This is a genomic window from Synechococcus sp. WH 5701, from assembly GCF_000153045.1.
In the GTDB taxonomy this organism is placed as follows: Bacteria; Cyanobacteriota; Cyanobacteriia; order PCC-6307; family Cyanobiaceae; genus Regnicoccus_A; species Regnicoccus_A antarcticus.
Genome location: NZ_CH724159.1, coordinates 277135 through 289158 on the forward strand (window position 1 = coordinate 277135; position 12024 = coordinate 289158).

A 12024-nucleotide genomic window follows, 5' to 3' on the forward strand; every position below is an offset into this window, starting at 1 on the left:
CAGCCCCCCATGTTTACCGGTCTGGTTCAGGCGGTGGGCCGCCTGCGGCGCCATGCCCACGGCGTCACCATCGAGGGACTGAGCGGCCTGGATCCGCTGGCCCTCGGTGACAGCGTTGCGGTCGATGGGGTCTGCCTCACGGTCAGTGCGCTGATGGCGGATGCCTTCCGCGCCGATGTCAGTGAGGAGACGCTGCGGCGCAGCACCCTGGCCGCCAAGGCCGAAGCCGGTGCGGCCGTGAATCTGGAGCCGGCGCTGCGGCTTTCGGATCGCCTGGGGGGGCACCTGGTCAGCGGCCACGTCGATGGCCTTGGCAAGGTGCTGGCGGTGACGCAGGACGCGGGCGCCTGGCGGCTGGAGCTGGCCTGGGAGGATCCTGCCTATGGCCGCTACGTCTGCGACAAGGCCAGCGTGGCTGTCGATGGCATCAGTCTCACGGTGGCGGGCAGCAGCCTGGCCGGGGAGCGCTTCTGGATCGCCGTGATCCCCCACACCTGGGGGAGCACCACGCTGCTGGAGCGGCAGGTGGGCGACCGGGTCAACCTGGAGGCGGATCTGCTGGCGAAGTACACCGAACGCTTGCTGCAGCAGGAGCCGCAGCGTCGGGCATCAGAGCCACCGCTGGATCGGGCCTGGCTGGCGGAGCACGGCTGGGGCTGAAGACTCGCCGTAGCCTGGCCCACCAAGCCGCTGAATAGGACTCCATGACTTCGCCGCTTCCACCCCTGCGTCCTCTCGAGCGGCGCCAGGTGACTGCCCTGCGCACCTTCACCATCGCCGAAGGGGTGCTGATGGTGGTGCTGGGGGTGCTGGCGCTGGTGTTCCCGGTTGTTGCCTCCTTCTGGATCACGGCAATGGTGGCCCTGGCCTTCCTGGTGGGGGGGCTGGTGGGCTGGATCGACAACCTGGTCAGGGCACGTCAGCTCAGCCGCCGTCACACCTTCTGGCGGCTGGTGGTCTCGACCCTGTTCCTGGTCACCGGCGGCTGGATGATCTCCCAGTTCCGCGGCGGGCCGATCCAGGTGGCCGACCAGGTGGCGGTCCTGTCCCTGGCGGTGGGGGTGGTGTTTCTGGTGGAGGGTCTGGTGGCGGCACTGGTGGCGATCAGCCACCGGGGTGCACCCGGCTGGGCCTGGGGATTGCTCAACGGCCTGGTCACCCTGGTGCTCGGCGCCCTGATCCTCTCGATGAAACTGGCTGGTCAGCTCTCGGTGCTTGGGATCCTGGTGGGGGTCAGCTTCCTGTTCAGCGGTGTCGACCTGCTGGCCTTCGGCGCCAGCTTCCATCCAGATGAGGACTGAAGTCCGGCCCGGTTGCCGCCACGCCTTTCAGGGATGCGGAGGGGAGGGCGGAGCGCTGGTTGGGCCGGCATCAGGATCGCCGCCGGCTCCATCCACGGGTTCGCTGGAACTGCTGTTGCCATCGACGGGCAGGAGCCAGATCGAGCCCGTTTCGTGGTGGATCTGGATGTGGAACTCCTGGCCGGGCTCCAGCCCCATGCGGCGGGTGTAGGCATGGCCGATCAGCAGGTTGCCGTTGCCATGCACGCGGGTGCGGAACTCAGCCTGGCGACCTTTCCCTGCTCCGGAACTGGCCGCGGCTCCACCCAGCCGGTAGCCCTTGGCTTCCACGAGGGCCCGGTAGAAACTCTTCTTGAGCAGCCGTCCACCCGGGCTCACATAGCCGCATCCCCGGGCGATTTCATCTTCGGAGCAGTTGCTCAGGGAGCGGGCCTTGTCGAGCAACTCTTTGCCCTGAAGCATGGTTCTGCCGAGAGACGGCATGACATTCGGCATGGTTGGGACAGTCTTACCCCCGATTGTGGCCAGGAGGATGCAGATTCGGCAAGGGTCCTCCCTTCAGAGCAGGTAGAGAATCCCGTAGAGAATCAACCAGATTCCATCGACGAAGTGCCAGTAGAGCTCGGCGGCTTCTACGCCGAAGTGATGATCGGCCGTGAATCGCCCAGGGGTGCGGGCCTGCCACCAGACGATCAGGATCATCAGAGCCCCCAGCGACACGTGCAGCCCATGAAATCCCGTCAGGGCATAGAAGGTGCTGGCGTAGAGATTGTCGGTGAGGCCGAAGGGAAGGGAGAAGTACTCCACCATCTGGCCGCCCAGGAAGGCCAGGCCAAGGCCGGCGGTGATCAGCAACCAGAGGCGGCAGGCCCCGAGTTGGTCGTGGCGCAACTGCTTGGCCGCGCGATGAAAGGTGAAGCTGCTCAGCACCAGCAGCACGGTGTTGATCGTGGGCAGGATCAGCTCCAGCTCGTAAACCGCACCATCAGGCAAGGGATTCACGGCCCTGAAGGTCAGGTAGGCGGCGAAGAAGCCGGCAAAGGTCATTCCGTCGGCCACCAGGAAGGTGGCCAGGCCGAACATGCGGTGGTCGGGGTGGCCCTCCTCGGCCGAGCCGTGGGCCATCGTCGCTGATCCCTCGGCCAGAGGCGCGGCAAGGGTGTCGGAGGGAGATTGATCCGAGCTTGGGGAGAAAGCTGTCATGGCGGCTCCTGGCGATGGAGGAGGAAATCAGGGACGACTGGAAACGAGGCTGGCCCGGGAGTCATCGCGACTACCGAGCCATGGAAAGGTCATTGACCGCTGGACCAGAGCTCGCGGCCGGTGGCTGCCCCGAGATCGATCTGGCCAGGAGGAATCCCATAGCCGTAGGGGTGTGTCACGAGGGGGGCTTCTCCTTTCCAGTTCTCCACCGGCGGCGGCGAACTGGTGAGCCACTCCGGCGTGAGGGCATTCCAGGGATTGTCACCAGCGACTCGGCCTGAGAAGGCACTCCAGAACACGTTGATCAGGAACGGCAGGGTGCTGAGCGCCATCAGCAGGGCGCCGACACTGCTGATCTGATTCACCAGAGTGAACTGGGGGTCGTATTCCGCCACCCGGCGGGGCATGCCGTTGAGACCGAGCCAGTGCTGGGGGGCAAAGCAGAGGTTGAAGCCGATGAAGGTGATCAGGAAGTGGAACCGACCGAGATCCTCATTCAGCATCCGGCCTGTGAATTTAGGGAACCAGTGGTAGATCGAGCCGAAGATCACGAACACGGTTCCGCCATACACCACGTAGTGGAAATGACCCACAACAAAGTAGGTGTCGTGCACGTGGATGTCGAAGGGGACCTGGGCCAGTGCCACCCCGGTGATACCGCCGAAGACGAAGTGGACGATGAAGGCGCAGGAGAACAGCATCGCGCTGTTCAGGGCGATCTTGCCTCCCCAGAGGGTGGCCAGCCAGTTGAAGAACTTGATGCCGGTGGGCACGGCAATGAAGGCCGTGGCGATGGTGAAGAACAGGCGCATCCAGGGCGGTGTGGCACTGGTGAACATGTGATGAGCCCACACGATCAAGCCCAGGAAGACAATGGCCAGAATCGAATACACCATTGTGGTGTAGCCGAACAGGGGCTTGCGGGCGTGTACCGGCAGGATTTCACTCACCAGCCCGAAGGCCGGCAGCACCATGATGTATACGGCAGGGTGGGAGTAAAACCAGAACAGGTGCTGATACACCACCGCATTGCCGCCCAGAGCAGGGTTGAAGAAACCGGTGTGGGCAATGATGTCGAAGCTGAGCAGCACCAGGGTGCCCGCCAGGACCGGAGTGGAGAGCACCACCAGAATGCTGGTGCCGAGCATTGCCCAGCAGTACATCGGCAGCTGCATCATCTTGAGGCCCGGGCGACGCATCTTCAGGACCGTGGCGATGAAGTTGATGCCGCCGAAGATGGAACTGCCTCCCAGCAGGAGCACACTCAGAATCCAGACCACCTGACCGGCCGCCGGTGTGGTCAGACTCAAGGGTGGATAAGCCGTCCAACCTGATTGGGCCGCGCCGCCGATGAAGTAACTGGCGATCAGCAGGAATCCGGCTGGCGGGATCAGCCAGAAGGCCACAGCGTTGAGCCGCGGGAAAGCCATGTCGCGGGCACCGACATAGAACGGGATCAGATAGTTGCCGAAGGCACCGTTCACCACTGGCACGATCCAGAGGAAAATCATCACCGTGCCATGGAGGGTCAGCACCTCGTTGTAGGTTTCCCGGCCAAGGAAATCCGAGATCGGGCTCACCAGCTCAACCCGGATCATCCCGGCCAGCGCCCCGCCGACGAGATAGAAGAAAAAGCCGGCCACCATGTATTGCAGGCCGATCACCTTGTGATCAAGGCTGAAGCTGAGGTAACGCAGCCAGCCCTCGGGCTGAAGCCCAGGCGGCGACGAACTGGTCTGGGGCGGAAGAGCGATGGTCATGGAGGCGAGCGGGGTGCGTTGGGGAAGACTCAGGGGCTGGATGGCCGGATTCTGAGGGCCTCAGGCCCTCTCAGTGCGGCTGCTCGCTCAGCCGGTGGAGTTGGAGCCTGGGGCTATGGCCACGGTTGCGGTGTTGTTTTTCTCGAACCAGGTGGCGAACTCATCGGGCTCATGCACCACCACCGTGGAGCGCATGCCGCCGTGGTAGGGGCCGCAGAGCTCAGCGCAGATGATCGGATAGCTGCCGGTTTTGGTCGGAGTGAACGTCAACAGGGTGGGCTGTCCGGGGATGACGTCCTGCTTGAGACGAAATTCGGGCACCCAGAAGGCATGGATCACATCGCGGGCCTCCATGCGCAGCTCCACCGGCTGGTCTTTCTGCACATGCAGCTCGCCGCTGGTGATGTCTCCCTGGGGATAATGGAAGAGGAAGGCGAACTGGAGCGCGGTGACTTCCACGGGGAGCGCTGCCCCAGGCGACACCTGGCCGGAACCGATCCCCCCCCAGATCCGCTTGGATGGCTCGGGGGGAGTGCCAAGAACTGAGGCCTGGATCACGGCACTGCCGCTGCCATCGTTCTCATTCGAAGCCATCATCGCCCCGTGCATGGCGTGGGGGTCGCTGAGGGGAACCATGCCGCCCATCCGGTCATAGATGTCGTAGCTGTAGATGCCCACGAACAGCACCACGATCGCTGGAATGGCGGTCCAGAAAATTTCCAGCTGCAGATTGCCCTCCACGGCCACACCGTCTCCGGATTCACCTTCGCGGCGGCGAAAACGGATCAGACTGAACACCAGCAGCCCAAAAATCCCGATGAAAAGGATGCTGCCAATGCTGAAGAGAACCTTGAAGAGTTGGTCGTAAATCGGAGCATTCAGGCTTGCTGCCACCGGCAGCAGCTCGACATTCTGGCCAATCCAGAGGCCACTGAGCACAAGGGCCATTCCCACAACGAGGCTGAGAACGGCAGACGGGATCGGCACGACTGGGACAAAGCTCTCTCCACCATATGGGGATCGCCGGCACAGCGCTCGGGGTCGTCCCCAAGCTCTCGGTGTGCCGCGAAAACCTGTGCGGAACTCAGCACATGATGGCGAGTCGTTGCGGATCGGCCCTGCACGGACACGTGCGTGCTTCCCCACAACCGAACGGCATCACCGGCCGTGATCGCTAGCTTTCCCCCATGCAATCCGCCCGCCTCACCACTCTCCTGACCTCCCATCTGGTGGTGGCGCTGATCGCTCTTGTGGGCATCGGCGGCGCCACCAGGGTCATGGAAGCCGGTCTGGCCTGCCCCGACTGGCCCCTCTGCTACGGCACCTTTCTGCCGGGTCGTCAGATGAATCTGCAGGTGTTCCTGGAGTGGTTCCACCGGCTGGATGCCTTTCTTGTCGGTCTGGCGCTCGTGGCCCTTCAGCTGGTGGTGCTCAGGCGTCCCGCCAGCCGGCGTCCGGCCTGGCTGATTGCCGCCAGCGCCGCAGCCCTTGGTCTGGTGGCCCTCCAGGGGGTGCTCGGTGCTCTCACGGTCACCCAGCTGCTCCGTTTCGATGTGGTCACGGCCCATCTCTCCACCGCCCTGGTGCTGGTCGCCCTGGTGAGTGCCATCCACCAAGGGCTGGCCGAACCTGAACGACAGGCCCTCTCGGCCGTGTCCCAGTCCGTCATGTCCCAGCCTGGCGCCGCCAAGGTTCTCGACCCGCTCGGTGCTTCGCCTCTGGCCTGGCTGAGGCGGCATGGCTGGTGGCTGGCCTCGGCCGTCACCGCTCTGGCGGTCTTCGTCCAGGCGGTCAGCGGTGCCCTGATGGCCACCCAGTGGGCCTCCGGCAGCTGCCTGAAGTCAGGGGTGGCCTGCAGCTGGCTGGCCTTGCACCGTCACCTGGCCACGCCGGTGGCCGCTGCGGTCGTGGTGCTGGCGATTGCCCATCTGCTGGTGAGCCAGAAACGGGCCCGTCAAGGTTCCTATGCCCTGGCGGCGCTGCTTTTGGTGTGCCTGCAGATCGCCCTCGGGGTGCTCACCCTTCGCCTCTCCCTCGCGGTGCCGTTGGTCACCGTGGCCCACCAGCTCACGGCGGCCCTGCTGGTGGCCGTACTCAGTGCCCTGGCCATGCGCCACCGGCCGATCTCCCTTTCCGCAGCGATCTCCCCCGTTCAGCTCCAGACCCCCCGCCTCGAGTCCTGCCATGGTTAGCGCCACCAGCCTCAGCCCCCAGCTCAGCAGCCGCGACCAGGTGGTTCCTTCCCGCTCCAAGGTGCGGCTGCCCCCCTGGCTCGAAATCGCCAAACCAAGGCTGATTCCCCTGCTCCTGGCCACAACCCTTGGGGGGATGGCCCTTTCTGAGGGCTGGCCGATGACGGCACCTCGCCTGGCCTGCACCCTCGGCGGCGGCGCCCTGGCCTCCGCGGCCGCCGGAGTGCTCAATTGCCTCTGGGAGCAGGAGCTCGATGGGCGCATGGTGCGCACCAGCGGCCGCGCCCTCCCCTCAGGTCGGCTTTCGGCCGGCACCGCCTTCGCCGTGGCGGTCTCCCTCACCTGTGCGGCTGCCCTACTGCTGGTGAGCGGCGTCAACTGCCTCGCTGCCGCGCTTTCCCTGCTGGGCCTCTGCAGCTACGTGTTGCTCTACACCGCCCTGCTCAAGCCCCGCACCACCCAGAACATCGTCATCGGCGGCGTGGCTGGAGCAATCCCCCCCCTGGTGGGCGCCGCTGCGGCCACCGGCCATGTGGGCCTGGGCGGCTGGTGGCTGTTCGGGCTGGTGATGCTCTGGACACCCGCCCACTTCTGGGCGCTGGCCCTGCTGCTCAAGGAGGACTACCGCTCGGTCGGTATTCCGATGCTGCCGGTGGTGAAAGGAACCGAGGTGACCGCCGAGGCCATCGGCCATTACGCCCGGGCCACCGTGCTGGTGAGCCTGCTGGGGGTGCTGGCCCTCCCCACTGGTGGCTGGCTCTACGGCCTGCTGGTCATTCCCTTCAATGCCAGGCTGCTGCAGATGGCCCACACGCTGGGCCTCAATCCCGATGAGGTGGCCCCGGCCCGGGGATTGTTCCGCTGGTCGATCCTCTATCTCTTCGGCATCTGCCTGCTGCTGCTGCTGGCCAGGCTTCCCGGTGCTGAGATCTTCAGCCTCCAGACCGGCGAATTGCTGGCTGAGCTCAATCTCCCCTCCCCCGCTTTCTAGATTGCAAGCGTCCATTGGCCGGGCAGGAGTGTCAGCAGCGCAGCCAGAAGCCATGATCCAGCTGGATCAGATCAGCAAGACGTACGGGCCGGTCACGGCCCTCGATGGCCTCAACCTGCGTGTTCCGGCCGGCAGCCTCTATGGCCTGCTCGGACCCAACGGGGCTGGCAAGACCACGGCCCTGCGCATCCTCTGCACCCTGCTGGCCCCGGATACCGGTGGTGTTCGCGTGGCTGGGCTCGATGCTCTGCAGCAGCCCCGCCAGGTGCGGGAGCGACTGGGCTACGTGGCCCAGGAGGTGGCCATCGACAAGATCCTCACTGGTCGGGAGATGCTGCGCCTCCAGGGCGCCCTGTATCACCTGGCTACGCCTCACCTGCGTCAGCGGATCGACGAACTGATCCAGCTGCTGGGCATGGGTGGGTGGATCGACCGTCGCTGCGGCACCTATTCCGGAGGCATGCGTCGCCGCCTGGATCTTGCCAGCGGCCTGCTACACCAGCCCTCGGTGCTGGTGCTGGATGAACCCACCGTGGGGCTCGACATCGAAAGCCGAGCCGTGATCTGGCAGGTGCTGAGGCAGCTGCGAGACGCCGGCACCACGGTGCTGCTCAGCAGCCATTACCTGGAGGAGATCGATGCCCTCGCCGACCGGCTGGCGATCCTCGACGGGGGCCGGGTGATCGCCGAGGGCAGCCCCAGCGAGCTCAAGCGCGCTCTTGGAGGTGATCGCGTCACCCTGCGGGTGCGTGAATTCAGTGATGAGTCGGAGTCAGCCCGGGTTCAGCAGGTGCTCCAGGGCTGCCCGGGCGTGCGCCAGGTGGTGGTGAACCGCGCTCAGGGCCATTCCCTCAACCTGGTGGTGGATGGGGAGGCCGTGATCGATCAGCTGCGTCGTCAGCTGAGTGAGGCTCAGCTGCCCGTGTTCTCCATGTCCCAGAGCCGTCCCAGCCTCGACGACGTCTACCTCCAGGCCACCGGCCGTACGTTGATGGATGCCGAACTGGAGGTGGTCGGCAGCCGTGATCCCAAGGCCGAGCGCAAACAGGCCATGCGCTGAGTTCCCTGTCGTGATGTCCCGCCCGATCTCCTGCCCTCCCGCTTCTCCCGTCCCCCGGCCATGACCAGCGCCTCGCCCCTGACGCTCAACGCCGCACCGCCCGATCAGGTCCCGGCTCAGCGTTCCGCCTTCGCGGACCTCTGCCAGGAGACGCTGGCCCTCACCCGCCGGCTGTTCCTTCAGTTGGCTCGGCGCCCCTCCACCCTGGTGGCTGGCGTGCTGCAGCCATTGATCTGGCTGGTGCTGTTCGGGGCGCTCTTCGCCAAGGCGCCGGAGGGCCTGCTGCCGGATGGCATGAGCTACGGCCGCTTCCTGGGGGCAGGGGTGATCGTGTTCACCGCCTTCAGTGCGGCCCTCAACGCCGGCCTGCCGGTGATGTTCGACCGGGAATTCGGCTTCCTCAACCGGCTGCTGGTGGCCCCCTTGCGCTCGCGCAGCTCGATCGTGCTGGCCTCGGTCCTCTACATCACCAGCCTCAGCCTGATCCAGAGCCTGGCAATCATGGTCACTGCAGCCCTGCTGGGATATGGCTGGCCGGGAGGCGCCGGTTTGCTGCTGGTGTTGGTGACCCTGCTGCTGCTGGTCTTTGCTGTGACCGCCCTCAGCCTGGGGCTGGCCTTCGCCCTGCCGGGGCACATCGAGTTGATCGCGGTGATCTTCGTCGCCAACCTGCCTCTGCTGTTCGCCAGTACCGCGCTGGCACCGATTTCCTTCATGCCCACCTGGCTGGGCTGGCTTGCGGCCCTGAATCCACTTACCTTCGCCATAGAACCCATTCGCGCTGCCTACGCCGGCAGCTTCTCCCTTCAGGCCGTTGTGCTCGAAGCTCCCTACGGGGATCTCACCGGCCTGACCTGCCTGGGAATACTCGCCGCCCTCGCCATCGGCCTCTTTCTCCTGATCCGGCCTCTGTTGGATCGCAAACTCAGTTGAGTCTCTCCGTGTCCACCACCCATCCCCTCCTTGCTGCTGACCCGATGTCCCATGGCAGCTCAAGGCTCTCTCCGCAGGACCTGCTCCAGGCTCTGGAGCAGCGGGATGGTGCCCTGCTCGCGGCCCACTCCCTGCGCTGGGCCCACCGCCATGGGGTTGAAGCGCTGGAGTGCCTGATCCAGGGCCAGGCTATCGATGAGACGGCACGGCTCTGGTGGCGCGAACAACTGGTGCGTCCAACCCCGGCGGCCGTTGTTGCCACCGAAGCTCTCCATGGTTCCAGGCCTGAAGGGGGTGCCACGATCTCCCCGGCGATGGAGCCGTTGCTCACCCCTCCCGTGCTGGAGGATTCCGTCCCCCTGCCCGCAGAGTGGCTGGTGCCGACCGGCCTTGACCAGCCGGTTGAGCCTGAGTCCGAGCCCGCGGTAGCCGGTGACGACGGGGAAACCGTTCAGCCTGAGCCCAAGGACGTGGCAGTCGTCGAACCTGCTGCTTTTGAGCCTGTCGCCTTTGACGAGGCTGCTCCTGAGCCGGCAGTTGCTTCGGTCACTGAGCCGTTGCCCCCCCTGGCGGAAGCTTTCGGCCCGATTCCCGGCCTCGAACCGCTGCCCAGTTTCAACGTGCAGGCCATCTTCACGATGCAGTCGGAGTTGGCGGAGAAGCCCCTGGCTCCCCCGATCGTTCCGCCGCTGATGGCCCCGCCCGCGGAGCTGCAACTGGAGGCCTTTCCGCCGGTGGAGGCTAAACCCCTGTCTGTATCCCAGACTCAACTCCAGGAGGAGGCTCCAACCGAGGCTTTCGCCATTCCGGCTGATCCCACTCCGGCGGAAGCGGCCCCTGAAAAGCCCGCTGGGCCTCGGCGCAATCCCTTCTCCCGCCTGCGCGGCCTGTTCAAGGACTGCGTCGAGGAGGTGGTCAGCACCTTTGGCAACGAGGAGGAGGAGGAGTCCTTGATGCCCCAGGAACCTGCGGCTGCCTCAGCCCAGACTCCGCGGCTGAGCGAGTACCAGGCTGTCCCTGGGGCCTTTACACCTCCTGACCCGCTGGTGGATTCCTTCCCTGCCCAGCAGCCTGCTTCCCGGGGCCCGATCGCTCCGCCTCCCTTCGCGCTGCAGCAGCCGCCTCAGCCCACCCGGCAGGCCCAGCGGCGGGGCCGTAACGAATCCGGCAGCGCCGCAGGCCGCGGTGCTCGGGCGAACCGGCCGTCGACTTCATCGCCCGCGCCCGCTCCCAGTCATCCCGCCCTCGACTCGCTGCGTTCCTGGCTGCCGGACACTCTTGAGCAGGACGACCATCGTCAGGCCTCCTGAGGCCCTGACCATGGTCGTTGATCCGCGCCTTCTTCGAGGAGCGCTGCAGGGCCGTCTGATCGTTTCGGTCCAGGCTCCCCAGGGATCTCCGATGCGTGATCCCTCGGTGATCGCCGCGATGGCGGAGGCCAGCCTGGCCAATGGTGCTGTCGGGGTTCGCCTCGAGAGCCCAGAGCACATCGGTGCCGTGCGGCAGCGCTGCCCCGGGGCCCTGATCGTTGGCCTCTGGAAGCGGGTCTACCCCGACAGCTCCGTGTACATCACTCCGGGCTGGGAGGAGGTGCGGGCTGTGTGGGCGGCAGGGGCCGACATCGTGGCGATCGATGCAACCGCCAGGTTCCGCCCGGGCGGGGAGGATCTGGCCAGTCTGATCGAGCGGTCCCAGCGCGATCTGGGGGCCCCGCTGATGGCTGATGCCGACAGCCTCGAGAATGGACTGAGCGCGGCGGCTTGCGGCTGTCAGTGGGTGGGAACCACCTTGTTCGGTTACACCGAATCCACAGCTGATCAACGCCCCCCGGCCTGGGAGTTGCTACCGCTTTTGCGCCAGCAGTTGCCACCTGAAACCGCTCTGATCTGCGAAGGGGGAATCTCCTCCGCAGATCAGGCGGCCAGGGCTCTGGCGGCGGGAGCGGACTCTGTGGTCGTGGGCACCGCCATCACAGGGGTGGATCTGCAAGTGGCCGCCTACGTGGAGCGTATGGCCGCGGGAAGGCCACGAAGGAACCCTCGCCGGCGCCGGCTTGATCTCCTCGCGCTTGGAGGCGGTGACCGCACCGCTGCTCACCTTGCCCTGCTGCCGCTCCCGCAGCCGCTCCATCACCACCGCGTCGTAGGCGGCCTCCACCTTGGCGCGAGCCTGGGGGTCGCCTGCGACCGCCTCCAGCTGACGCTGGCGGGCCATCTGCACCTCATCGAAGCTGGCGTCGGGGGTGACGCCAAGCCGTTCGTAGGGGCTGCCGCTGGGGGCGGGTTCAGAACCGTTGGTCATGGCCTCCGGTGCGTGGGGCTGGGTCGTGGCCCGAGCGTATCGAGGCGCGAGGCGTGTGGCTGTGCGTCAGGGGGCGATTGAGACCTGCCGGCCCTGCTGCTGCGGCTCAGAACAGGGGCTCGCTGCAGTGGTAGCCCGCGTCCTGCTGCAACTCCAGACGCCAGGCCTCGGCTTCGTCGATCGCCAGCCAGTGGCGGCTCTTGAGCAGGGGCAACTGGGGGGGCAGGTGGCTGCCTTCGCGGATTTCCACGGCTTCCTGGCTGGGCAGAAAGCGGACGTAATC

General features: G+C 65.9%; 11 protein-coding genes and 2 pseudogenes. 8 read left to right on the forward strand and 5 right to left on the reverse strand.

Translation table 11 applies throughout. From position 1 onward, the window contains the following. The first annotated feature begins 9 nt into the window (after window positions 1–9). Both WH5701_RS02295 and WH5701_RS02300 read left to right on the forward strand, forming a co-directional pair. Window positions 10–660, forward strand: a complete 651-nt coding sequence (locus tag WH5701_RS02295) for a riboflavin synthase (RefSeq protein ID WP_006170283.1) — start codon at window positions 10–12, stop codon at window positions 658–660. Window positions 661–704: 44 nt separating this feature from the next. Then, entirely contained in the window at window positions 705–1301 is a 597-nt protein-coding gene (locus tag WH5701_RS02300; RefSeq protein WP_006170284.1) for an HdeD family acid-resistance protein, read from the forward strand. 27 nt (window positions 1302–1328) lie between these two features. On the opposite strand, the gene WH5701_RS02305 is transcribed toward WH5701_RS02300, so the two are convergent. The 4 genes from WH5701_RS02305 to WH5701_RS02320 form a co-directional block, all read right to left on the reverse strand. Beyond that, window positions 1329–1763 carry an AbrB family transcriptional regulator gene (locus tag WH5701_RS02305; RefSeq protein ID WP_006170285.1) on the reverse strand — a complete coding sequence of 145 codons (435 nt, stop codon included), beginning with the start codon at window positions 1761–1763 and terminating at the stop codon, window positions 1329–1331. 96 nt (window positions 1764–1859) lie between these two features. Next, the gene (locus tag WH5701_RS02310) at window positions 1860–2426 is read right to left on the reverse strand and encodes a cytochrome c oxidase subunit 3 (RefSeq protein ID WP_006170286.1); all 567 of its coding nucleotides are present in this window, start codon (window positions 2424–2426) and stop codon (window positions 1860–1862) included. Window positions 2427–2593: 167 nt separating this feature from the next. Next, window positions 2594–4264, reverse strand: a complete 1671-nt coding sequence (ctaD, locus tag WH5701_RS02315) for a cytochrome c oxidase subunit I (RefSeq protein ID WP_006170287.1) — start codon at window positions 4262–4264, stop codon at window positions 2594–2596. 87 nt (window positions 4265–4351) lie between these two features. After that, complete coding sequence (locus WH5701_RS02320; protein WP_037979431.1) at window positions 4352–5251, reverse strand: cytochrome c oxidase subunit II; 900 nt, start codon at window positions 5249–5251, stop codon at window positions 4352–4354. Between the two features lie 200 nt (window positions 5252–5451). Between WH5701_RS02320 and WH5701_RS02325 the strand changes: the two genes are divergently transcribed. The 6 genes and pseudogenes from WH5701_RS02325 to WH5701_RS02350 form a co-directional block, all read left to right on the forward strand. Beyond that, window positions 5452–6456, forward strand: a complete 1005-nt coding sequence (locus WH5701_RS02325; protein ID WP_006170289.1) for a heme A synthase — start codon at window positions 5452–5454, stop codon at window positions 6454–6456. After that, entirely contained in the window at window positions 6449–7447 is a 999-nt protein-coding gene (locus WH5701_RS02330; RefSeq protein ID WP_006170290.1) for a heme o synthase, read from the forward strand. Before WH5701_RS02325 ends, WH5701_RS02330 begins: the two co-directional genes overlap by 8 nt. Window positions 7448–7499: 52 nt before the next feature. Continuing rightward, window positions 7500–8507 carry a daunorubicin resistance protein DrrA family ABC transporter ATP-binding protein gene (locus WH5701_RS02335; RefSeq protein WP_006170291.1) on the forward strand — a complete coding sequence of 336 codons (1008 nt, stop codon included), beginning with the start codon at window positions 7500–7502 and terminating at the stop codon, window positions 8505–8507. 60 nt (window positions 8508–8567) lie between these two features. Beyond that, window positions 8568–9440 (forward strand): ABC transporter permease, encoded by an 873-nt coding sequence (locus WH5701_RS02340; protein WP_006170292.1) that lies wholly within the window; start codon window positions 8568–8570, stop codon window positions 9438–9440. After that, window positions 9437–10750 carry a hypothetical protein gene (locus WH5701_RS02345; protein WP_156776497.1) on the forward strand — a complete coding sequence of 438 codons (1314 nt, stop codon included), beginning with the start codon at window positions 9437–9439 and terminating at the stop codon, window positions 10748–10750. The genes WH5701_RS02340 and WH5701_RS02345 overlap by 4 nt, the downstream gene beginning before the upstream one ends. A 10-nt stretch (window positions 10751–10760) precedes the next feature. Further along, window positions 10761–11453 (forward strand): annotated as a pseudogene (locus WH5701_RS02350) (N-acetylmannosamine-6-phosphate 2-epimerase); the annotation flags it as partial. A gap of 72 nt (window positions 11454–11525) precedes the next feature. Here WH5701_RS02350 and WH5701_RS16555 read toward each other — a convergent pair. Further along, a pseudogene (locus WH5701_RS16555) lies at window positions 11526–11741 on the reverse strand (CPP1-like family protein); the annotation flags it as partial. Window positions 11742–12024: the final 283 nt, after the last annotated feature.